Below are 22,304 nucleotides of genomic sequence, written 5' to 3'. Positions count from 1 at the left end.
CCGTGCCGGCGCCTGTCAGGTGCGGGTGCCCGGGGCGGCGTGGAGGCGGTGCCGGTGGTGTGCGCCGTCTCGTAGGACGGACGCCCAGGTCCGAGCGGTTTGGCCAGTGGGCCCCGGGCTCCGTAGACTTCCCCGTTCGAAAGCGGGCGCGAGTCGGAGCGCCGCGCGGGTGATCAGGGAAGCGGCAGCGCGATGACGGTGACAGACGACGGCTCCACGGCCATGGAAGAGGTCGTGTACGGCCCCGGCATCGACCCGGAGCGCCTGGCCGTCTGCCTGAGCGTCCTGGAGGAGCTGGACCAGCTCGATGTCGACCACCCGGACGCGATCAAGGTGCGCCGGGCCACCTCGCACATCTACCGCACGGTCAAGCAGCGCCGCCGCCAGGAGCGCCGGGCCGCCAAGACCGCGCACGACCGCTCCGTCACGGAGGCCACCGCGACCGGCTCCGCCGAGCGCATCGACGACGAGACCGAGGGCATCCTGCCCTCCTCCAAGGTCGAGTCCGGCCGGATCGCGGGCATACTCCAGCGCCCGCGCTCCTGCTACGTCTGCAAGACGCGGTACGTCGAGGTCGACTACTTCTACCACCAGCTCTGCCCGGACTGCGCCGCCGAGAACCGTGCCAAGCGGGACGCCCGCACCGACCTCACCGGCAAGCGCGCCCTGCTCACCGGCGGCCGGGCCAAGATCGGCATGTACATCGCGCTGCGCCTGCTGCGGGACGGTGCGCACACCACCGTCACCACCCGGTTCCCGAAGGACGCCATCCGCCGTTTCAAGGCCATGGACGACTCGGCGGACTGGATCCACCGCCTGGAGGTCGTCGGCATCGACCTGCGCGACCCGGCCCAGGCCGTGGCCCTGGCCGACCAGGTCGCCGAGCAGGGCCCGCTCGACGTCCTGATCAACAACGCCACGCAGACCGTGCGCCGCCTGCCCTCCGCGTACGCCGCGCTGGTCGAGGGCGAGAGCGCCCCGCTGCCGGCCGGTGAGCTGCCCGCACACCACGTCATCGGCGCCTTCAACTCCGGCGCGGTCGACGGACTGGCCGCGCTCCCCGTCGGGGTCAGCGGACTCGACGCGCAGAAGGTGGCCGACCTCGCCCTGGTCGCCGGCAACGCCAGCGTGGCCCGGCACCGCGACGGCACGGCCATCGACGCGGGTGGCCTGGTCCCCGACGTCGTCGACACCAACACCTGGGTGCAGTCCATCGACCAGATCTCCCCGGTCGAGCTGCTGGAGACCCAGCTGTGCAACTACACGGCGCCCTTCATCCTGATCAGCAAGCTGCGCCCGGCGATGGCCGAGGCCGCGCGCCGGGCGGCGAGCAAGCGCGCGTACGTGATCAACGTCTCCGCGATGGAGGGCGTGTTCAGCCGCGGCTACAAGGGTGCGGGCCACCCGAACACGAACGCCGCGAAGGCTGCCATGAACATGGTGACGCGGACCAGCGCCGAGGAGATGTTCCAGACCGACGGCATCCTCATGACCTCGGTCGACACCGGCTGGATCACCGACGAGCGACCGCACTACGACAAGCTGCGCCTCGCCGAGGAGGGCTTCCACGCGCCCCTCGACCTGGTCGACGGCGCCGCCCGCGTCTACGACCCGATCGTGCGCGGCGAGGCCGGCGACGACCTGTACGGCGTCTTCCTGAAGGACTACGCGCCGGGCAAGTGGTGACGGACCGTCAAACACCCTCGGCCGGCCTCCGGCCGGGGGTGTGAACCGCCGGGCCCCGAGCGGCCCGGGACGTCGGCCGCCCGGGCCTCAGTCGACGGCGCCGAGCCGTGAGTTGCGGGCCGCCACCAGCTCCAGCACCGTGCGCCAGTCCTCCAGCACGCCCGCGTCGAAGTGTGCGGTGCGGGCCTCCTCGTCCGCCTGACGCAGCCGCAGCGTGTCGTCGTCGGCGGGCCCGGCGTCCCCGCGCACCAGCTGGAACACCCGCTCCCCGAGCAGCGGGCGCACCGCCTGTGCCGTACTGTGTGCCCGCTCGGCCTCGCCACCCGGGCCCGGGCGCAGTACCGGCCCGATGCCGTGCACCAGGCCCGCCACCTGGAGCTCCTTGTCGGCGGGGCGGCCGCGACGCAGCAGCGCCGCGGTCCGCAGCGCGTGCTGGTGCCGACCGGCGTACAGCAGGTCCATCAGCTCCTCGACGCTGCGCAGCTCCATGCGTCAGTCCTTCCGCGAGTCAGCCGTTGCCGCCCGCCACGAGATCATGACGAGCTTGCGACCCGGCCAACAGGACTTGAACTGCACCGCGTCCCAGGGGACGAACAACGGGAACCTCGACAATGCGTTCATACATGGGCCGAGTGGGTGATTCTCTCTCGGGTGCCCGAGAGATGCATTGTGCCGGAAATAGCTACATATTGTGGCATTGAAGTGCCGAATGACTCGCGATAGTTACACCTTGTTTGCACTCCCTATCGAGCGGGGGCCCGCTCATTTGGTTAATCTGGAGGGGGCGGACCACAGTACGGGATCCCGGCCCACACCCATGGTCCGTCCCGGGATGAGCCGGACCCGAGCGGGCGTCGAGCGCCGGAACCCAGAATGTTTCGGTACGGCCTGAGAGGGTGACCCGACACATAAGGAGTGCGCGGTGACACCGGAGAAGACGAATCGCGAAGAACGCCCCGAGGAACCCACGGAGCGCATCGGCCGGCGGCGGTCCGACGAACTCGGCAGCCTCGAGGTGTGGGCGCGGTCAGCGCCGATCCGCCTGGCCGGCTACGAGGACGACCTCGCCGAACCGCACATCCTTCCCAGCGTGGACTGAGTCCGGGGCGGGAGTACCGCGATCGCCGCACGCGTGGGCGTGACAGACTCACGCCCATGCTGATCAGAGAGGCCGTGGCCGGCGACTGGCCGCGGATCTGGCCTTTTTGGCACCGGATCGTCGCCGCCGCCGAGACCTACGCCTGGGACCCCGACACCTCGGAGCAGGCGGCCCGCGCGTTGTGGATGAGTCCTGCCAAGCGCGTCTACGTGGCGGTGGATCCCGCCGGCGCCGTCATCGGATCGGCGTACCTCACCCCCAACTACGCGGGACCGGCCTCGGACGTGGCCAACGCGGGCTTCATGGTGGATCCCGACCACTCCGGCCAGGGCGTCGGCCGGGCCCTGGCCGAACACGTCCTGGCCGAGGCCGCGGCCCACGGCTACCGGGCGATGGTCTTCAACGCAGTGGTCGAGACCAACCCGGCCGTGAAACTCTGGACCTCCCTCGGCTTCACGATCCTGGCCACGATCCCGCAGGCCTACGACCATCCCCGGCACGGCCGGGTGGGCCTGCACATCATGTACCGGGCGCTCGACTGAAGAACGTCGGGCGAACCGTCATGGCGCCGTCCGCCGCCACGGTCGCAGCGCTTCCAACTCCTCCGCCAGCTCCAGCAGATCCCGCTCCGTGCCGGTGCGGCCGACCAGTTGTACGGCGCAGGGCGCGCCCGAGGCGAGGCTGCCGAAGGGGACCGACATGGCCGGCCAGCCGGTCAGGTTCCAGGGCGGGGTGAACGGCGAGTACGCGGTGTCGGCCAGGATGTTGCGCAGCCAGCCGCGCTCGTGCCACGGGCCGGCCTTGGGGGACCGGCGGGCCAGGGCCGGGGTCAGCAGGACGTCGTGCTCGGCGAAGAAGGGCGCGAGGCGGGCGCGCAGCCGCTCGCGGCTGTCGCCCGTACGGACCGTGCGGACGAACCGCCGGCCCACCGTCGCGTGCACCCGGGTACGCCGGGCCAGCAGCGCGGGGTCCAGTCCCTCCGCGTCCACCGCCGTACCCGCCGTCCAGTGCTGAAGCGCGGTCAGGCCCAGCAGGAGCGGGTACGGCGGCTCGGCCCGCCGCACCCGGTGCCCGGCCCGCGCCAGCACCCCGGCCGCCTGCCGTAGCGCGGTCGTGTACGGCTTGCTCACGCTCACCCCGGCGAGCGGACTGCGCAGGGCGACGGCGATACGGCGCCGCGGCGCCTCCCGCTGCTCCGGCCGGGCGAACTCCGCGTCCGCGAGGACCGACAGCATCAGCCGAAGATCCTCGACCGTGGTGGCGAGCGGGCCGTTCTCCGACATGCCGAACCAGTCACCGTTGCCGATGCCGGCCGGCACCACGCCGTGCCCCGGCTTCAGCGTGACCAGCCCGCAGTTCGCCGCCGGGATGCGCAGTGAGCCCATGCCGTCGTTGCCGAGGGCGAGGGGGACCAGCCCCGCGGCCACCGCCGCCGCGCTGCCGCCGGAGGAGCCGCCCGCCGACCGGGAGGTGTCCCACGGATTGCGGGACGTGCCGTAGACCCCCTCGGTCGTACCGAAGATGCACAGCTCGGGCACGTTCGTCAGTCCCACGACCACGGCACCGGCCGCGCGCAGCCGGGCCACGGTGACGTGGTCCTCGGCGGCCGGAGTGTCCGCGGTCGCTCGGGAGCCGTCGCGGTGGGACTCGCCGCGCACGGCCAGGTTGTCCTTCACCGCCACGGGCACCCCGGCGAGCGGCAGGCCGGCCAGCTCCGGACGGGACCCCACCGCGTCCGCCTCGGCGAGCGCGGCCTTGGCCCGGACCTTGCGGAACGCTCCGATCCGGCCGTCGGCCCGCTCGATCCGCGCGAGGTGCTCCGCGACCACCTCGCGTGGCGTGGCCCGCTTCCCGCGCACTGCGGCGGCGATCTCGGCGGCGCTGCGTCCGACCCAGTTGCTCAACGGCACTCCTCGGCTGCTCGTCGGTACGTTTCCTCGCGCAGGTCGGGCGGGAGCAGCTCCCGGATCCGGTTCCGCTCGGCGTCGGCGAGGCCCGGCTCGCGGGCGAGACGGAAGAGGCCGAGGTGGGCCTCGGCGGTCTCGCGCAGGGTCAGGAGTGCCGTCGCCGCCTCGATCCGGACCCCGGCGGCAGCGGCCGAGTCGCCGAGCACGGTGGCCAGGACCCGGCGGGCCACGTGCCGTACCGGGCGGTACCTGGCCATCCCGCTCGCCGCCCGCACCCGGTGCCCGGCCGCGGTGCCCTCGGCGTCCAGGACCCGGCGGTAGGCGGCGACCGCCTCGTTGCCCACGTCCAGCTCGTCCCAGGCGGCGGCTGCGGCCAGGTGGGCCTCGGGGTCGGTGGTGTCGGGGTTGGACAGGGCGCGGAGGACGGCACGGCCTTCCTCGCCGAGGTCTTCGGCGAGGAGCGCCGCGGCCTGGGCCCGGGCGGGCAGGGGAGCGGCCGGGTCGGCGGCCAGTGTCCGGGCGAGGGGGATGCGGTTGTGGACGCCGCTTGCAGGCAGCAACTCGCAGATGTGAGAGCGCAGATCGTGCGGAGTGGCGAGGTCGGCGGCCAGCTTGTACCAGCCTGCCGTATCCGTCTGGTTCGTCATCGGATCCATGATCTCCACGGCGGCGATCCGGTCGGCCAGGGGAGCCTGTGGGTCCTCGGCCCAGGCGAGCAGGAGGGCGTCGACTCTCGGCTGCAGAGCCTCGCCGCGGACCAGCCGGTACAGGGGCCGCAGTGCGGTGACGGCGGATGCCTCACGTTGTTCGAGCAGTTCGAGCCACTGGTCCAGGGCCGCTTGCGGATCCACGCCCGCGAGCGCCCCGGTCGGACTGGCCAGGTCGTTCCGTGTCGTACGGCCGAAGGACAGCAACTCCCAGTACCCGGGTGACGGTACATAGCTGCTGACCGAGGCTGCCTCCACGTGCAGGGCGAGACGCAGCAGCGGGTCCGGGTCCAGCCCGGCCATCCGTTTCCGCCACCGGGGGTAAGGGGTCCAGCCGCACGAACGGGCGACAGCCTGACATCGTGGACCGGGCTCCGTACGCGGGTCGTCGGCGATCCGGTCGAGCGCACGCATCAGCGGCACCAGCGCGGACCGGTGCTCGCCGTGGTCCGCCTCGATCCGCAGCAGGGAGGCCACGGGGACGGTCACGTCGTCGAGCAGCTCCTCCAGGCGACCGTGCAGCGAGGTGTCCGGGACCAGGGCGTCGGCGAGATCGATCAGCTTCCACATCTGCTCGTCCGGGACACCGGTCTCGTCCAGGACCCGGTGCAGTGCCTCGGAGGCCGCACGCAGGTCGATCTCGGCCAGCTCCGCGAGGGCGTTCACCCGGTATTCCAGTCCGCACGAGGAGTCCTCGGCGAGAGCACGCAACGCACCTGCTGCCGTGTCCCGTCGGCCAGCGTTCAGCAGGAGCTGCGCGACCTTGTGGCGCACCGATGGGGGCAGCGTGACGTCCGAGGCCATGGCGACGAGAGTCTGCTCCCGAGCCGCTGTGTCCTCGGCATGGAGGCGACGGACGGCCGACAGCCGGTCGGAGGCCGCGATGTCCGGGTCAGCGGCGAGTCTCAGCAGTGTGTCGCGTCCCGCCCCCGCATGCCCGGTGTCGGCCAGGCGTGCGATGCAGTCGGTGCGCAGGTCCGCGGGCATGTCAGGGTCGGTCACCACCGAGAGCAGCAGCTCTCTGAACCTGCCGGTCTGCCCCAGTTCAAGCAGAATGGCGGAGAGTTGCATGACGCTGTGGTCCGACGACTCGGACAGCACTGCGTCGACGCAGGAGCCGGCGGCGTCCAGTCGGCCCAGCTCGATGAGTCGCGTGATGGCCATGGTGCGGGCGGATTCCCCCAAGCGGCCGTCTCGCGCAGCCGTTTCCAGCAGACGCGCGTCACGCACCCGGTACAGGGCGGAGTCCACCGCCCCGTCGCACGCGTCCGGATTCCGTAGCAGCCCGGGCAACACACGTGACAGGAGGGGGTGTTCGGCGGGCAGATGGTCCAGCGCCCGGACGCGCAGGTACACGGGGGCGGAACGGTCCTGGGCCAGTTCTTCGAAGGGGGCCGCGGTCCCGAGCAGGGTCCCGAGCAGGTACCGGGACTCGTGGGCGCTCGTCCCGTCGAGGGCCGGGTTCTGTGCCAACGCCTTGCTCAGCGTGATCCGTGTCTCCGGATCCGCCTGGTTTCGGATGTCGCGCAGTTCCCTGGTGAGGTCGATGTCCAGGATTTCCTGCATGGTCCCCAGCAGCTGGGCGAGCAGTTCCGCTGCGGCGGCAGCGTCGTACGACAGCAGCATGGCGGCGGCCGAGAGCCGGCTGCCGGGTGGGTGAGAGGGGTCGTGTGCGATGGCCGTGAGCCGGGCGCAGGCGGTGGACGGGTCCCCTGCCTCGGCGGTCAGCCCGACCGCGGTCAGCCGCGCTACGGGGGCGAGATCCGGTTCCCCGGCCAGTGCGGCGGCCAGTGCCGCGGCCCCGTGCCCCGCCCGGCGCACATAGCTCTCCAGCGCGTCCAGGCGTGGCCAGTCCGGGACCGTCCGGTCCCGGACGATGTCCCTCAGGTCGTCCTCGTGGAGCACCGCGTACAGCCGGGCCAGCACCGTGCTCGTGCCGATGTCGCCGCCGGCCGAGACGCTCCGCCCGTACACCTTGATCACGGCCCGCGCGAACCAGGCCACCAGCTCCCGGTCGGTGCTCGCCTCGTCGCTCAGGACGGTCGCGCACAGCAGCAGCTCCCGCCAGCCGCCCGCCTTCATGGCGGTGCGCAGGAACTCGTCGAGCGCGTGACCCCGGGCCCGCCAGGCCGCGGCCATGAACAGGATCACGTTCGGCCGTTCGGCGGCGATCGCCTCGCGCAGGATGTGCAGCGCCTCCGGATCGCGTGGGCTCAGCCGCCCGGCGATGCCACAGCCCGCGAGGTACTCCTGGATCGTGTGGTGCAGGAAGTGGAGTTGGCCGGACCGCTCGGTGAGCAGCCCCGTGAACGTGAGGGCCCGCAGGACGACGTCCTGCTCCACGGGCTCGTCGGGGCCGTCGGGGGCGAGCAGGTCGAGCACCTGCTCGAGCAGCGGGCGCGTGTCTCCGGCCTGCCGCCGCTCGGCCACCGGGCCGAGTACGTCGTGCACCCGGGACAGGAGGTCGGGTGTGATCCCGTAGCTGCCCGCCCCGCCGCGCCCGAGGTGCTGGGCTCCCTTGCGCCGCAGCAGCTTGATGAACCGGGCGTACAGGTCGGCCGGGTTGCGGGGAAGTTCACCCGAGGCTGTCACCACGCAGATCATGGTCAGGTACAGCGGGTTCTTCGCGACCTCGCCGAGCCGCCCGTGGCGGAGATCGGCGAGCAGCCAGCTCGCCCGCCGTGCCGCGTCCGGTACCTCCAGTGCCTCGAACCATGCCTTGGCGACCTTCGTGATCTCCTCGTCCCCGAATTCGAGGAGGGAGTACCGCTCCAGGGCCTTCAGCTTGTGCATCTCCGAGGTGACCAGGGAACGGCTGGCCACCACGAACCGCATGTGCGGCTCGCGCGTGGCCCAGCGGTGGATGATCTGGATGACCTTGTTACGTGTCTCCGAGTTCAGGACCTCGTCGAGGCTGTCGATGCACACGAGCCAGTCCACGCCCGGCAGCGGGGCGGAGGCGAAGAACTCCGGCGACGGCGAACGGCGCAGGCTCGTGAGGTCCCGTCGTACGGCGTCGGCCAGCGCCTCCGGGAGGGGGCGGTCCCCGAGCTGGTCGGCGGCCACCCGCACGGGAATATACGACGGCGCTCGCGCCGGGTCCTCGAGCCAGGCGTTGGCCGCGGTGTACGTCAGGCGGCGCAGCAGGCTCGACTTGCCCGCGCCCGCGCCACCCGTGAACAGCACATGACGCTTGGTGTCGAGAACGCTCTCGGCGGCGGGCCGTTTCTTCCCGGCCGGCTGCCGGTCGGGCGCGTCCAGGACGTCGGCCGCCTCCTGCTGGACATACACCGTGGACAGCGGGATGTCCCGGGTGTCGCTCAGCAGCATCGCGTAGGGGTGTTCGTCCGCCTCGGCCCGCGCAGCCTGCAGATAGTCCCGGAGGTCCGGTCCCGGGTGACGGAACCCGCCCGAGCGCAGCTGCGCGTCGGTCAGGGTGCTCAGCCAGGCGACCGGCGGCTCCGCTGCCGCGCACCGCGCCAGGATCTCCGCGATGGGCACCAGGTGCGCGCTGCCGGCCTTGTCGGAGCGCGCCAGCATCCCGCAGACCGCGCCGGTGCGTTCGTTGACCACCGGGCTGCCGCTGTAGCCACTGCCGACCGGTGTGCCGTAGCCGCGGGGCATGGGCATGGAGTCGTCGAAGGTGAGCCGGGAGTCGCCGAGATACTCCAGGGTGGCCCACTGGCCCGGCCGGTAGTGCCCCTGCGGGTGGCCGTGGGCCCGCATGCGGTCGCCGGGCGACAGTGCGGGGGCCGTGAGCACCAGGCCGGTGCGGGTGGCCTCCGCGTCGAAGCGCAGGAACGCCAGGTCCAGTCCGTTGGCGGCCTTGTGCTGTTCGTCGTCCGACAGCGAGACCGCGAGTTCCTGCCCCGTCCTGACGATCCGCGCCCGTACGCCTCGCGCTCCGGCGACGACATGGGCGCAGGTCACCAGCACTCCGGGGGCGATGACGAAGCCGGTCCCGTATCCGTCGCCGTCCGGGAGGTCCAGGGCGACGGTCGCCGCCTCCAGTTGCTCTGTCCAGCCGTGCACCCCTAGGCTCCCGGAGCCTCCGGGGCGGTCCATTCCAGGGTGACCTTCCAGGTGGACCTGGACGACGCCTTGCCCACCACGGCCAGGAACTGACCGGTGTCGAAGGAGACGTCGCAGCCGAACTCGACCGTCGCCTTGGACGCCCCGGTCTGCCGCAACCGCGTTCCCATGGCGCGGGCGACCGCCGTCAGGCCGTCGAGCACGGGCTCCAGACGGGGGCGACGCCAGCCGATCTCCTCTTCCTCGCCGAGCTCCGAAGCCGCCTTCCGGCCGCCCGGCCCGATCGCCAGCAGCACCTTCTGACCGTCGATCTCGACCGGAACGACCGTCTCGCCGCCCGCGTCCAGTTCCTCGTCCAAGGCCGTACTCCTTGTCCCGGCGCCGGCCTGTCCCTGAAGAGGCCGGAGGGCATTCATCGTAACGGCGGCCGTTCCTTCAAGAACCTTGCCGGCTCGGGTGGTTGACGGGAGGGCCGCCGTACTGCCCCGACCCGTGAGCCGGGGCACCGGGGCGCCCACCGCGCGGGCCGCATGGCCGTCCACGGACGAGCGCGGTCGGGGGCGGCGTGCCGCCGAGGACCCGGCGGGCACGGCGGCGCCCGAGGTTCACCACCGGCGGGCCGGGGCCTCCTCCAGTCGCACCGGAGGCATGTAGGTCCGGACGTAGGTCCGCTCCCAGCAGGCCCCGGTCGCGCGCAGCTCGCGCCAGGTGGTGTACCGGTAACGGAAGAGCCGGGCGCGGACGCAGCGGGGCGGGGTGCTCGGCGGGAAGGGGGAGCGGCGCAGCAGGCGCAGGGTGTCTCGGTCGTTCTCCAGCAGGCGCTCCACCAGACCCCCGAACCATTCCCCGGCGTAGCCCGGTGAGAGCGCGGCGAACCACATCAGCCAGTCCAGCCGCAGATGATAGGGCGCGAACTGGCGCGGCCAGTGCCGTGGATCGCCGGGCTTGCCCCTGAACTCGTACTCCCGCCAGTCGGAGTCCTCGCGCGGTACCTCGTCCAGCGTGCCCTCGATCACCACCTCGTAGCGGACCTGGCTGACGCTGCCGAACGCGCCGTAGGTGTTCACCAGGTGCAGCGGGTCGAAGGAGCGGTTCATGATCTGACGGCGGGAGATCATGTTCATCACCGGGCGGTGGCTCAGGTACAGCAGGAGCGCGGCGACGGCGAGCACCACGACCTCGTACCACAGGGGTGCGGCGGGTACGGACGGAGCGGTCGTCGGGAGCCGGAGCGCGGACACCGCCAGGACGACGGTGATCCAGTTCAGCCAGGAGAAATTGCCCGACAGCACCAGCCACAGCTGGGTGACGATCATCAGCGCGGCGGCGGCCGAGGCGATCGGCTGGGGCGTGAACAACAGGAAGGGCACGGCCAGCTGGGTGAAGTGGTTCGCGGCCACCTCCATCCGGTGCAGCGGTTTGGGCAGGTGGTGGAAGAACCAGCTGAGCGGGCCCGGCATCGGCTGTGTCTCGTGGTGGTAGTCCAGGCAGGTCAGCTTGCGCCAGCACGCGTCGCCGCGAATCTTGATCAGACCGGCTCCGAACTCGACCCGGAACAGGATCCAGCGCAGCAGGAACAGCACCACGATCGGCGGCGCGACCTTGTCGTTGCCGAGGAACACGGCAAGAAAACCGGTCTCCAGGAGCAATGACTCCCAGCCGAACGCATACCAGGTCTGGCCCACGTTGACGATCGACAGGTACAGCGCCCACGGCACCAGCCACAGCATCATCCCGGCCCACAGCGGCAGTCGGGAGTCGGCTCCGGCCAGCAGAGCGGCCGAGACTGCGCAGCCCGTCCAGGCGCAGGCGGAGAAAAGGCGGTCCGAATAGCGCAGTTGGAACAGGCTCGGCGCCCGCTTGAACGGCACTCGCGCCACGAAACGGGGGATCGGCAGTATGCCGCGCTCGCCCAGCAGCGCCCGGAACTGCCGGGCCGCCGTCAGGAACGCGACGAGATACAGCGCTGCCAGAGCCCGCTGCAGGACCAGCCGGCTCAGCCAGTAGTCGGGTGCGTTGAACCAGTTCACGGTCGTGTGCTCCCTGCCTCCATTGTGGCCACCGTGACGACCGCACCCCAAGCGCTCGGCCCGTCTCGTCACTCTGCGCGACGTGCTGCACCGCTTGCGTGATCCGAGCAAGCGAAGCAGACAATAGTGGACGAACTTGCCACCGAGAGGATGCGGGAGAACACGGTGCGGATACCCGCCGGATCCATCGTCACGGCCTGCGCGCTCGTGGCGGCGCTCTTCGTCGCCGGCTGCGCCGGACAGACCGTGCGCGAGACCGTTCCGGGCGGTGAGATCTTCCTCCAGCCCGCGGCGGACCGGGGCCCCGACCCCTTCACCGACTCCACGGCCGCCCGCGCCACCGCCGGCCGGCCGTCCGCGCAGACCGCGCCGATGCCGCCGGGGCTGCCGCAACCCGCCGGTCAGGCCGGCGTGGGCCCGCGCGCGGTGCGCGCCCTGTCCGGTGCGACCCCGGGGCTGTACAGCGGCACCCAACGCGTCTCCGGCTGCGACGTCGAGCGGGAGATCGGCTACCTGGCCGCCGATGCGGGCAAGGGTGACGCCTTCGCCCGCGCGGTGGGCATCTCCCGCACGGCGATCCCCGGCTACCTGCGCGGGCTGGCGCCGGTCGTGCTGCGCGCCGACACCCGGGTCACCAACCACTCCTACCGGCACCGCCAGGCGTCCGGCTTCCAGTCGGTTCTGCAGGCCGGCACCGCCGTCCTCGTCGACGACCGCGGCGTGCCGCGCGTGCGCTGCGCCTGCGGCAACCCGCTCAAGCCACCCGAGGCCGGCCGCGGCATCCCCGCCGCCCGGGGCACCGCCTGGTCCGGCTACCGGCCGGCCGACGTGGTCGTGGTGACCCCGGCGCCCCTGGCCGTCACCGCCGTCACGATCATCGACGTCGAGACGGGCACCTGGTTCGAGCGCCGGATCGGGCACGACGTCCGCCACGACCGTGTCGTGCCCGCACCCGCCTGGGTGTCACGGCAGGTGGGCACAGAACCCCCGCACACCGGCAGACCCAGCCCGCAGGAGCGCCGCCCGGACCCGAGTACCTCAGCGGGTGCCGTCGGGGGGACGGGCGGAGCAGGGGGGACCGGCGGCACCGGCGGCACCGCAAGGCTCCCGAGCGCCGACGCGTCGCCCGCCGTCGCCACGGCCACGCCCGCCACCGCCACGCCCGCCACCGCCACGCCCGGCGACCGTACCGGCCCTGACGGCAGCCCCACCGGCCCGAGCGGTGCCGCCACGGGCCCGGCGGACCCGGGCGCCTCGCCCCCCGGTACGACCGCTCCGCGCGATCCGCCGTCGTACGTCGCCCCCTCCACGGACGGCTCCGTCCCGGACACCCCGGGCGAGATCGGCCCGCCGAGCGTCCCCGGCACCCCCGGCCTGCCGGACGACGACGGCGTGCTGGCCGACGACACGCCCGCCGTCCGTACGCCGGCCGTCCGTACGTCCGCCGGAGCCGGCTCGTCCGGAAACGTCACCGGCAGCATCTTCGACAGCCCGACCGACGTCCTCGGCGCGGCTGAGCGCGGCCCGACAAGTCGAACAATCATGTAAACCCTGGCATGGTGGCCCCATGGCTGATCGGGGAGCGAGCGCCCTGTCACTCCCGGAGGACTGGCCAGCCCACCCGGAGCCGATCCTGGCGCTCAACCGCATGGGCAGCTTCGACTGGGACCTGGACGCCGGTCTGTTCCACATGGACGCCCAGGCCTTCGAGGTGTTCGACCTGCTTCCCGAGGAGTACGACGGGCGCCCCGAGTCCCTGTCCGTCCGGGTGCCGCAGCCGGAGGGGGCCCGGCTCGACGCGGTCGTCTCCCGGGCCATCAAGGACGGCAGCGAGACCTACGGCGCCTACTTCCGCATCCGCTGCCGCGACGGCACCTCCCGCTGGACCCACACCCAGGGCTGCATACGGCGCGACGAGACCGGCCGGCCGCGCCGGGTGATCGGCATCGTCCGGGACGCCACGCAGGAACTCGCGGACAGCGCGGCGCGCAGCCTGCGGGCCGCCCAGGACGAGGCGTTCCGCCAGCAGACCAACGTCGTCCAGGTCGTCTCGGCCGCGCTCGCGCACGCCCGCAGCGTCCGCGACGTCATCGACGTCCTCAAGAACACCCACGGCATCCGGCACCTCGGCGCTGCCAGCCTGGTCATGGGGCTGGTGGAGGCCGGCCGCATCCGGCTCGTCGCCGAGGGGCCCGCCGGCAGCTTCGTGCCCGGCACCCGGATCACCCGGGTCGACGAGCCGTACCCGATGAGCGAGGTCGTGAGCACGCTCAGCCCGCGCTTCATCGAGTCGCCCGAGGAGTTCGCCGAGAACTACCCGATCCTCTGGCCGCACCTCACCGACCTGCAGATCACCTCGGCCGCCTATCTGCCGCTGATCGCCCAGGGCCGCCCGATCGGCGCCATGGGCCTGCTCTACAGCGACCGGCGCGGCTTCTCCGACGAGGAGCGGGCCGTCCTGGTCGCGCTCGGCAGCAGCATCGCGCAGAGCCTGCAACGGGCCATGCTCTACGAGCAGGACAAAGACCTCGCCCAGGGCCTGCAGCAGGCGATGCTGCCCCGCACCATCCCCAGCGTGCGCGGCGCCGACGTCGCCGTGCGCTACCGTTCCGCGTCCCTCGGCCGGGACATCGGCGGTGACTGGTACGACGTCATCCCGCTGCCCGGCGGCAGGTTGGGCGCGGTCGTCGGAGACGTCCAGGGACACGACACGCACGCGGCGGCCGTGATGGGCCAGCTGCGGATCGTGCTGCGGGCCTACGCCGCCGAGGGACACACCCCGGCCACCGTCATGGCCCGCGCCTCCGTCTTCCTGCGCGAACTCGACACCGACCGTTTCGCCACCTGCCTGTATGCGCAGGCCGACCTGTCCACCGGTGTCGTCCAGTTTGTCCGCGCCGGGCACATCGACCCACTGGTACGGCGCGCCGACGGCACGTGCAGCCGTGTCGCCGTGGAGGGCGGGCTGCCGCTCGGCCTGTCCGCCGAGTTCGGTCGGCTGGAGTACCCCGTCACCACCCTCGAACTCGACCCCGGTCACACGCTGCTGCTGTGCACCGACGGCCTCGTGGAGCAGCCCGGCGCCGACCTGGACGACGGCATGCGGGCCCTCGCCCGCCGCGTCGCCGACGGGCCCGCCGAGGCGCGGCCCCTCGCCGACCGGCTGATCGAACTGGCCGAGGAGCGGGGCGGCGACGACGACGTGGCCGTGCTCGTGCTGCGCCGCCGTGCCTCCGAGGCCCCGCGGGCCCGTGGCCGGCTCCGGCAGTACGTGGCACCCGGCGACGCGGATGCCCTGGTCCACGCACGGCACGCGATCCGCACGACGGTGCGCGCCTGGGGCGCCAAGGACCGGGCCGACGAGATCGAGCTGGTCGCCGACGAGCTGATGACCAACGCCCTCCTGCACACCGAGGGCGCGGCGATCGTCACCCTGCGGGCCCTGGACGGCCCCGGCCGCCGGCTGAGGATCGAGGTCGAGGACTCCTCCAGCGCCCTGCCGCGCCGCCGCGAGGCCGGGGAGAGCGGGGTCTCCGGGCGCGGACTGCTCCTCGTGGACCGGCTCACCGACGTGTGGGGTGTCGAGGCGCGCGGCGGCGGAAAGGCCGTGTGGTGCGAGTTCGTGGTGCCCGGGGGCGGCGGCTGACCCGCGGTCCGCAGGGTGTTGTCGGTGCCGGATGGCACGCTGGAGGTATGCCGGAACTTCCCGAGGTGGAAGCGCTGAAGGACTTCCTCGCCGAGCACCTGGCTGGCCGCCGGGTGGTGCGCGTGCTGCCGGTCGCCGTCAGCGTGCTGAAGACGTACGACCCACCGGTCACGGCCTTCGAGGGCGGCGAGGTCACCGCCGTGCGGCGGCACGGCAAGTTACTGGACATCGCCGCGGACAGCGGGCTGCACCTGGTGGTCCATCTGGCCCGCGCGGGGTGGCTCCAGTGGCGGGACCGGTTGCCGGACGGCCCGCCCCGGCCCGGCAAGGGTCCCCTGGCCCTGCGTGCGGCGCTGGAGACCGGCGAGGGCTTCGACCTGACCGAGGCGGGCACCCAGAAACGCCTCGCCGTGTACATCGTCCACGACCCGCGGGACGTCCCGGGCGTCGCCCGCCTCGGCCCCGACCCGCTCGCCGCGGACTTCGACGAGGACCGCCTGACCGCTCTGCTCAAGGACGAGCGGCGGCAGTTGAAGGGCGCCCTGCGCGACCAGAGTCTGATCGCGGGCGTCGGCAACGCCTACAGCGACGAGATCCTGCATGCGGCGAGGATGTCCCCCTTCAGGCTCGCCGCGTCGTTGACCCCGCAGGAGGCCCACCGGCTCTACGAGGCGCTGCGCGGCACGCTCGACGAGGCGGTCGAGCGCTCCCGGGGGCTGGCCGCCGGACGGCTGAAGGCGGAGAAGAAGAGCGGGCTGAGAGTCCACGGCCGCACCGGTGAACCCTGCCCGGTGTGCGGCGACACGATCCGTGAGGTCTCCTTCAGCGACTCCTCGCTCCAGTACTGCCCCACCTGCCAGACCGGCGGCAGGCCCCTTGCGGACCGCCGGCTGTCCCGGCTGCTGAAGTGAGGGCGCCGGCTGACGCGAGAGGGCGCGTCAGCGCTGGCTGTTGCGGAACCCGATGACCACCGCGCCCCACCAGCACACCTGGGACACCACAGCGGTGGCGGCGCCCCACAGGAGCACCCGTGGGGCGACCGGTGCGCCGCGCCGGGCCGCCATGCGCCGGGTGAGGAGCCCGGCCTGCAGGCCGTTGAGAGTCAGCGCGAGCACCAGGGCGAGCTTGGTCCGGGTGAGCGGGGAGCCGAGGTCCGGGTGGAGCAGCGCCCCGCTGGCCACGAGCCCCGCCAGCCCTGCCCAGATCGGGATGTGCAGCCGGTTGGTGCTGGTCAGTGCGTCCGGCAGGGTGCACCGGCCGGTGAGCCAGAGCAGGGCGTGGTAGTCGACGGCGAGGACGGCCCCGAAGCCGAGGGCCAGCGAGGCGAGGTGGACGAAGAGCGCGGCGGTGTGCAGCGCGGCGTCCGCCCGCAGGTGCAGGGAGATCCAGGCACAGGCCGACAGGCTCAGGCAAGCGGCCAGGGCGGCGCCTCCGACGGTCCACCAGGTGTCGTACAGGCCCAGCCGGGGCAGGGGGTCGGCCTGCGGGGACACGGGTGGCTCGGGACGTGCGGACACGGGACGACTCCTAGACGGTCTCACAGGTGAAAGCGAGGTAAGCCTTACCTAATAAGATCACCTGGTCAAATCTCCCTGCCCTTGTCATGTCATCAGCGTCACGAGCCGCTGTCCTTCCGTGGTGCGCACCTCGTAGCGAGCGATCTGGTCCGGGTGCAGCGCGGCGGAGGCGAGCGTGACGAGGGGGTGGGCGCCGGCGCCGGTGTTGGTCCAGCTGGTGACGACCTGCTGCGAGCCGTCACGGCCCACAGCGACGAGCCGGCAGACGTGGGAGCCGGAGGCGTCCCTGATCTCCAGCCGCAGCAGGCTGCCCGACTCCTCGTCCGAGGAGGTGACCCGTGCCCACACCCCCGTACCCGGGTCCGTCGCCGCGGTGACGCGTGCCCTGCCGTACCCGTCGCCGCCCCGGTCGTCGTGGCCGGCGATCTCCACCAGCCCCGGAGCGCCCGTCGCCAGCACCATCGAGGCGGCCAGTCCGTACAGGGCGCGGCGGCGCCGTATCCGCCGCCGGTGCGCCAGCTCGCCGAGCAGTCGGTCCAGCAGCCGGGGTCCGGGCTGCGCCATCGGATGCACAAAGCGCGGCGTGGCTCGGCGGTAGAGCCGCAACTGCCGGGTGGTGGGGCCGAATGCGGTCACGTGTGCCGCACACCGGGGGCACTCCACGAGATGGTTCTCGAAGCGGAAGGCCTCCGCCTCGTCCAGCACGCCGAGCGCGTAAGCGCCGACGTCGCGATGCCTTTCAAGGGACCACATGACGAATCCTCGTGCCGATGGTGCGGGTGGGGTCACTCCGTGCTCCCACCCGTACGCAGCCGACAGCCGGATCACTCAAGCCGTGCACAGAACCGCGGCCGAGGCACAGCCAGAGGACCAGAGCGGCCGGCCCCGCGGATCGGTCCGCATGCCAGGCACCGAGAAAACCCGAGACCGCTCGGTCAGCACCGGGACGGCCCGGACACTGTCGAGACCGCTCGGACAGCACCGAGACCGCTCGGACAGCACCGGGACGGCCCGGACACCATCGAGACCGCTCGGGACAGCACCGGGGCGGGAGACCGCTCGGACAGCACCGAGACCGCTCGGACAGCACCGAGACCGCTCGGACACCGTCCCCGAGGGACGGCCCGGACAGCACCGAGACGGCTCAGAAAAGGTGGATGGCCAGGTGCCCGAGCGGCAGTCCGAGCCGCCAGGCCGGCGTCCACACCTTCGGGCCGTCGTCCTCGCCGATCAGCGCGCCGCCGCCCGGCACCGCGTCCAGGTCCGGCGCGAGCAGCTCGGTCTCCTGCAGCCAGCGCCACGCCTCGGACGCCAGCGCCAGATCGGGCGAGGAGACACCGCACTCGGCTGCCTCGGCCGTCAGCTCGGCCATGCGGGCGTGCACCCAGTCCTGCCACGGCTGGTCGTACGCCGTCAGCGACGCCCAGTTCTCCAGCTGGGAGATCACCCGGATGCCCGACAGTTCGCCGTCGGTGTCGGACAAGAAGACGGTGAGCGCCAGCGCGTCCCGGCCGGCCCGGAACTCGAAGGACGCCGGCGGCATCAGGTCGCCGGTGCGCAGCAGCTCGTCGGCGATGTACTCGGCGTACAACCAGGCCATGGGGACGGTCAGTTCACCGTCGTCGGTGCCGTCCGTGCTCTCGTATCCTCTGTGCGGCATCCCTTCCTGCCTTCCTCCGGTGCGTGCGCGTCGTCCGAGCCCCCGGATCCCGCCCCCTGTCCGGAACACGGATGAGGACAGCCCATTGCCGAACGGGGTTCACAGCAAGGCGGTTTACCGAGGTTTGACCCGGCCGTCGGTTTCACCGCAGGTCGGTCGCGTAACCCGGAAGGACCCGGCGCAGCGCGCGCAGCCCGTAGTACGCGCGGGACTTCACGGTACCGGGTGGAATGCCGAGGGCTCTGGCCGCTTCCGCCACACTGGCCCCGCGGAAATACACGAGTACGAGGACGTCACGGTGCTCCGGCGTGAGTGTCTTCACAGCCTCCCGGACGTCGAGCGTCAGGGCCGCCCGCTCGGCGTGGTCGGCGGTCACCCGCGCGTTCTCGGGCACCCCGTCGCCGATCTCGTGGGGCCGCGCCTGCCGGGCCCGCCGGGCGTCGATCGCGAGGCGCCGGCCGACGGTCAGCAGCCAGGGCCGTACGGAGTCGAAGTCGGCGGCGCGCAGCGCCTCGGGATGCTGCCAGGCGCGCACGAGGGTCTCCTGCACGAGATCCTCGGCGCGCTGCCGGTCCCCGTCGCTGAGCCTGAGCAGCAGTGCGAAGAGGGGGCCGCCGTGCTCGCGCTGGAGCGCGGCCAGTTCGTGCTCGGCGGTCGTCGCCGCGCGGGTGAGTGAGGTTCCGGCCGTCATGGCCGTATGGCAGCGCGGCGCGCGAACGGCGGACAGGGGGTGCGCACGGCTCTGCGACGGACGGTCGATCCCGTCGGTGAACGGTCGGACGAGCGGTCCGCCACGGCGCCGGACGGGTTAATGAGAGCACTCGGCCCGTTTGCGCCGGCAGCCGGATTCGTACCCATATCCCTGTCATGGCTCTGTCTGTAAATACGACATTCCCGGGGTGAGCTGATGATCGGACGCAGACACCAGGTGGCGCTGGCCCTGACCGCCGTGCTCGCCGCCGCGGCCGCCTGCCAGAACCACCAGCGGCAGGAGTCGGACCGGCCCGGCCGCCCGGCGCCCGCCGCCGCCCGCGGCTTCACCCTCGTCGCCTCCGGTGACGTACTGCCGCACACTTCCGTCATCGACCGGGCGGCGTTCGACGCCGGCGGCCACGGACACGACTTCCGGCCGATGCTCTCCGGCATCCGCCCCCTCGTCACACGCGCCGATCTGGCGCTGTGTCACATGGGCACCGTCTCCGGCGCCGCCGGTGACTACGCCGGCTCGCCCGTCTTCAAGTCCCCGCCGCAGATCGCCGAGGGCCTCGCCGCCACCGGCTACGACAGCTGCTCCACCGCCTCCAGTCACGCCCTGGACGACGGCGCCGCCGGCATCCGGCGCACCCTGGAGGCCATGGACCGGGCGGGTCTCCGGCACGCCGGAACCGCCCGCACCGAGGGCGAGGCGCGCTCGGTGACGATGCTGCGGGCGGGCCCCGCGAAGGTCGCGCACCTCTCGTACACCGTCGGCACCAACGGCAACCCGCTGCCGCCCGGCCGGCCCTGGGCCGTGAACCCGGTCGACGGGCGGCGCGTGATCGCCGATGCCCGCGCGGCCCGGCGGGCCGGCGCCGACGTGGTCGTCGTCTGCGTGCACTGGGGCACCGTATGGCAGGACGCCCCGGACGAACGGCAGCTCTCCCTGGCCCGCGGGCTCACCGCCGCCACGACCGCAGGCCGCCCCGACATCGACCTGATCCTCGGCACGCACGCCCACGTGCCGCAGGCGTACGAGAAGGTCAACGGCACCTGGGTGATCTACGGCATGGGCGACCAGATCGCCGGTGAGATGCACAACGGTCACGGCACCCGGGACCCGCGCGGCAACGAGTCCACGATCGGCCGCTTCACCTTCACCCCGCCCGCCCGGCCCGGCGAGCGCTGGCGCGTCACCAGGGCCGAGTTCGTCCCGCAGCTGTACGACGTCGACGCGGGCCGGGTCGTCAACCTCAACGAGGCGATCGACCGGGGCGCCGAGCTGACCGCGGCGCGCGACCGGATCAGGGACGTCGTGCTCAGCCGCGGGGCCGCCCAGGACGGGCTGGTCATGGGCCGGTGAAGCCCCTGACGAACCCCCCGGCGATCACTCGGCGGGCTGTCGGCCGGCCAGGACCGACCGCTTGCAGGAGTACCCGAAGTAGATCGCACACCCGACCCCGAACCACACGGCGAACCGCACCCAGGTCTCCCACTGCAGGAACGTGATCAGCCAGAGCGAGAAGACGGCACCCAGCGCGGGCACGACCGGCATCCACGGCGTGCGGAAGGTGCGCGGCAGCTCCGGCCGCCGGTAGCGCAGCACGATCACCGCCGTGCACACCACCACGAACGCCAGCAGAATGCCGATGTTGGTGAGTTCGGCCGCCGAGCCGATCGGCACGAACCCGGCGATGAGGGCGGAGGCCACGCCGACGATCCAGGTCACCCGGCTCGGCACCTGCCGCGTCGGGTGCGTCTTCGCGAACCACTCCGGCAACAGCCCGTCACGCGACATGGAGAACCAGACCCGGGTCACGCCCAGCATGAACGTGAACATCACGGTGAGGATGCCGATGATCGCGCCCACCGCGATCACGTCCGCCAGCCCGGTCAGACCCACCGACTTGAACGCCGTGGAGAAGCCGCTCTCCTTGTCGATGTGCCGGTAGTCCTGCATGCCCGTCAGCACCAGACAGGCTGCCACGTACAGCACCATCGAGATCACCAGCGAGTAGACGATCGCCCTCGGCATGTGCCGCTGCGCGTCCCGCGACTCCTCGGCCGCCGTCGACATGGCGTCGTAGCCGAACACCGCGAAGAACACCGTCGCCGCGCCCGTGAACGCGCCGCCGATCCCGTACGGGAAGAACGGGTGGTAGTTCTTGGTGTCGATGTGGAACAGGCCCGCCCCGATCACCAGCAGCACCACCAGCACCTTCAGCGCCACCACGAACGTCTCGAAGCGGGCCGCGCTGCGGATGCCCAGGTTCAGCAGGTACGCGATCAGCAGGCACAGCACCGCCGCGAACAGGTCGATCCGGTGCCCGTTCCCGGTGCCGGGCGCGCCCAGCATCCAGTGCGGCAGGTTCGCGCCCATCTCCTCGACCAGGAAGCTGAAGTATCCGGAGATGCCGATCGCGACCACCGCCACGATCGCCGTGTACTCCAGCAGCAGGTCCCAGCCGATGAACCAGCCCACGAACTCGCCGAGCACCGCATAGCCGTAGGTGTACGCCGACCCCGCCTTCGGGATGAGCCCGGCGAACTCGGCGTACGACAGCGCTGCGCAGGCGCTCGCCACACCGGCGACGAGGAACGACACGAGCACCGCGGGTCCGGCCGTGCCGTTGGCGACCGTGCCGGCGAGTGTGAAGATGCCCGCGCCGATGATGCCGCCCACGCCGATCGCGGTGAGCTGCAACAGCCCGAGCGACCGGTCCAGGCGAGGGCCCTCGCTGACCTCGGTCTCCTCGATGTACTCAATGGGTTTGCGACGGAGAATTCCTTCACCCATACGGAGCCTGGCCATATGCCTCACCTTTTCGCCGAAAGCAAACGGCTGACGGCGGATCATGATGGCTCAGGGCCGTCCGCCAGGGAAGACGCCACGCACGGCCCCGGACGCTCGGCCCGGGCAGACGTCCACGTCGTGCCTCGGGCCGGTCGGGCAGGTGGGGCGGGGAGGGGGCGCGCAGGGCGGCGAGGCGGCGTCGGCCCCCGTGCTGGGCAGCGCCTCCATGCCGGAACCGGGGCCCACGGAAGACGACGGCCGGGCCGAACTCGGCAGCCAGGGCGTGGCAGGCCGCCCGCTCGGGGCCGTCGACGAGCCCGGCACCCGGATCCGGGCCCCGGCGAGCCGAGTGGGTGTCACCGAGCGGAACGGCGGTGAGCGTGTGCCGCGGGACCGGCCGGCAGTGCAGGGGCTCGGCCGGGAGGCGGCCGGCCCGGCCGATCGCCACCCGGTACGGTCGCCGCCGGATCCCGTCACCACCGGAGTACCGCACACGAATCGGCCTGATCACTTGCGCGGGCTTGTTCGAC

The 22,304-nt window shown here is 72.4% G+C and carries 17 protein-coding genes; 7 read left to right on the top strand and 10 right to left on the bottom strand.

All coding sequences use genetic code 11. From position 1 onward, the window contains the following. The first annotated feature begins 192 nt into the window (after positions 1–192). Positions 193–1,686: an SDR family NAD(P)-dependent oxidoreductase gene (locus K7G59_RS02020; protein WP_225830024.1), complete on the top strand. Its 1,494-nt coding sequence runs from the start codon at positions 193–195 to the stop codon at positions 1,684–1,686. An 87-nt stretch (positions 1,687–1,773) separates the two neighbouring features. Here the strand turns inward: K7G59_RS02020 and K7G59_RS02015 are convergent, their stop codons facing one another. Next, positions 1,774–2,175 carry a hypothetical protein gene (locus K7G59_RS02015; RefSeq protein WP_225830023.1) on the bottom strand — a complete coding sequence of 134 codons (402 nt, stop codon included), beginning with the start codon at positions 2,173–2,175 and terminating at the stop codon, positions 1,774–1,776. A gap of 433 nt (positions 2,176–2,608) precedes the next feature. Between K7G59_RS02015 and K7G59_RS02010 the strand changes: the two genes are divergently transcribed. Next, positions 2,609–2,785 carry a hypothetical protein gene (locus tag K7G59_RS02010; RefSeq protein WP_225830022.1) on the top strand — a complete coding sequence of 59 codons (177 nt, stop codon included), beginning with the start codon at positions 2,609–2,611 and terminating at the stop codon, positions 2,783–2,785. Between the two features lie 56 nt (positions 2,786–2,841). Next, on the top strand, positions 2,842–3,327 hold the full coding sequence (locus K7G59_RS02005; RefSeq protein WP_225830021.1) for a GNAT family N-acetyltransferase: 486 nt from the start codon (positions 2,842–2,844) through the stop codon (positions 3,325–3,327). A gap of 18 nt (positions 3,328–3,345) precedes the next feature. On the opposite strand, the gene K7G59_RS02000 is transcribed toward K7G59_RS02005, so the two are convergent. The 4 genes from K7G59_RS02000 to K7G59_RS01985 form a co-directional block, all read right to left on the bottom strand. After that, the gene (locus K7G59_RS02000) at positions 3,346–4,689 is read right to left on the bottom strand and encodes an amidase (protein ID WP_225830020.1); all 1,344 of its coding nucleotides are present in this window, start codon (positions 4,687–4,689) and stop codon (positions 3,346–3,348) included. Continuing rightward, positions 4,686–9,431 (bottom strand): serine protease, encoded by a 4,746-nt coding sequence (locus K7G59_RS01995; RefSeq protein WP_225830019.1) that lies wholly within the window; start codon positions 9,429–9,431, stop codon positions 4,686–4,688. The genes K7G59_RS02000 and K7G59_RS01995 overlap by 4 nt, the downstream gene beginning before the upstream one ends. Before the next feature lie 2 nt (positions 9,432–9,433). Continuing rightward, positions 9,434–9,790 (bottom strand): CU044_2847 family protein, encoded by a 357-nt coding sequence (locus K7G59_RS01990; RefSeq protein WP_225830018.1) that lies wholly within the window; start codon positions 9,788–9,790, stop codon positions 9,434–9,436. Positions 9,791–10,036: 246 nt separating this feature from the next. Further along, positions 10,037–11,461, bottom strand: coding sequence for a lipase maturation factor family protein (locus tag K7G59_RS01985; RefSeq protein WP_225830017.1), 1,425 nt, complete (start codon positions 11,459–11,461; stop codon positions 10,037–10,039). Positions 11,462–11,587: 126 nt separating this feature from the next. Here K7G59_RS01985 and K7G59_RS01980 point away from each other — a divergent pair, with 126 nt between their 5' ends. From K7G59_RS01980 to K7G59_RS01970, 3 genes are read left to right on the top strand one after another with little or no spacing between them, the layout of a single operon-like run. Then, positions 11,588–13,009: a DUF6777 domain-containing protein gene (locus K7G59_RS01980; RefSeq protein ID WP_225830016.1), complete on the top strand. Its 1,422-nt coding sequence runs from the start codon at positions 11,588–11,590 to the stop codon at positions 13,007–13,009. A gap of 19 nt (positions 13,010–13,028) precedes the next feature. Beyond that, positions 13,029–15,107, top strand: coding sequence for a SpoIIE family protein phosphatase (locus K7G59_RS01975; RefSeq protein ID WP_225830015.1), 2,079 nt, complete (start codon positions 13,029–13,031; stop codon positions 15,105–15,107). A gap of 47 nt (positions 15,108–15,154) precedes the next feature. Beyond that, positions 15,155–16,018, top strand: a complete 864-nt coding sequence (locus K7G59_RS01970) for an Fpg/Nei family DNA glycosylase (protein WP_225830014.1) — start codon at positions 15,155–15,157, stop codon at positions 16,016–16,018. A 27-nt stretch (positions 16,019–16,045) separates the two neighbouring features. Here the strand turns inward: K7G59_RS01970 and K7G59_RS01965 are convergent, their stop codons facing one another. The 4 genes from K7G59_RS01965 to K7G59_RS01950 form a co-directional block, all read right to left on the bottom strand. Continuing rightward, entirely contained in the window at positions 16,046–16,624 is a 579-nt protein-coding gene (locus K7G59_RS01965; RefSeq protein ID WP_225830013.1) for a hypothetical protein, read from the bottom strand. Positions 16,625–16,708: 84 nt separating this feature from the next. Continuing rightward, positions 16,709–17,377 carry a zf-HC2 domain-containing protein gene (locus tag K7G59_RS01960; RefSeq protein WP_225830012.1) on the bottom strand — a complete coding sequence of 223 codons (669 nt, stop codon included), beginning with the start codon at positions 17,375–17,377 and terminating at the stop codon, positions 16,709–16,711. A 391-nt stretch (positions 17,378–17,768) separates the two neighbouring features. Continuing rightward, entirely contained in the window at positions 17,769–18,284 is a 516-nt protein-coding gene (locus K7G59_RS01955; protein ID WP_225830011.1) for a hypothetical protein, read from the bottom strand. Positions 18,285–18,426: 142 nt separating this feature from the next. Next, positions 18,427–18,975, bottom strand: coding sequence for a sigma-70 family RNA polymerase sigma factor (locus K7G59_RS01950; RefSeq protein WP_225830010.1), 549 nt, complete (start codon positions 18,973–18,975; stop codon positions 18,427–18,429). A gap of 216 nt (positions 18,976–19,191) precedes the next feature. On the opposite strand from K7G59_RS01950, the gene K7G59_RS01945 reads away from it, so the two are divergent. Continuing rightward, positions 19,192–20,343, top strand: a complete 1,152-nt coding sequence (locus tag K7G59_RS01945) for a CapA family protein (RefSeq protein WP_225830009.1) — start codon at positions 19,192–19,194, stop codon at positions 20,341–20,343. A gap of 24 nt (positions 20,344–20,367) precedes the next feature. On the opposite strand, the gene K7G59_RS01940 is transcribed toward K7G59_RS01945, so the two are convergent. After that, a complete protein-coding gene (locus tag K7G59_RS01940; protein ID WP_225830008.1) occupies positions 20,368–21,792 on the bottom strand; it encodes an amino acid permease in 1,425 nt (474 codons plus the stop codon). Positions 21,793–22,304 lie beyond the last annotated feature (512 nt).

The sequence above is a fragment of the Streptomyces sp. NK08204 genome (assembly GCF_020400585.1).
In the GTDB taxonomy this organism is placed as follows: domain Bacteria; phylum Actinomycetota; class Actinomycetes; order Streptomycetales; family Streptomycetaceae; genus Streptomyces.
The sequence above is the reverse complement of the archived record's forward strand: the minus strand, read 5'-3'. Positions and strand labels throughout refer to the sequence as shown.

Excerpts from the sequence above, each read along its gene's own strand:
- K7G59_RS02015 (WP_225830023.1), bottom strand. The coding sequence starts at position 2,175 with ATGGAGCTGCGCAGCGTCGAGGAGCTGATGGACCTGCTGTACGCCGGT.
- K7G59_RS01955 (WP_225830011.1), bottom strand. The coding sequence starts at position 18,284 with ATGCCGCACAGAGGATACGAGAGCACGGACGGCACCGACGACGGTGAA.
- K7G59_RS01960 (WP_225830012.1), bottom strand. The coding sequence starts at position 17,377 with ATGTGGTCCCTTGAAAGGCATCGCGACGTCGGCGCTTACGCGCTCGGC.
- K7G59_RS01950 (WP_225830010.1), bottom strand. The coding sequence starts at position 18,975 with ATGACGGCCGGAACCTCACTCACCCGCGCGGCGACGACCGCCGAGCAC.
- K7G59_RS01975 (WP_225830015.1), top strand. The coding sequence starts at position 13,029 with ATGGCTGATCGGGGAGCGAGCGCCCTGTCACTCCCGGAGGACTGGCCA.
- K7G59_RS01970 (WP_225830014.1), top strand. The coding sequence starts at position 15,155 with ATGCCGGAACTTCCCGAGGTGGAAGCGCTGAAGGACTTCCTCGCCGAG.
- K7G59_RS02005 (WP_225830021.1), top strand. The coding sequence starts at position 2,842 with ATGCTGATCAGAGAGGCCGTGGCCGGCGACTGGCCGCGGATCTGGCCT.
- K7G59_RS02020 (WP_225830024.1), top strand. The coding sequence starts at position 193 with ATGACGGTGACAGACGACGGCTCCACGGCCATGGAAGAGGTCGTGTAC.
- K7G59_RS01940 (WP_225830008.1), bottom strand. The coding sequence starts at position 21,792 with ATGGCCAGGCTCCGTATGGGTGAAGGAATTCTCCGTCGCAAACCCATT.
- K7G59_RS01945 (WP_225830009.1), top strand. The coding sequence starts at position 19,192 with ATGATCGGACGCAGACACCAGGTGGCGCTGGCCCTGACCGCCGTGCTC.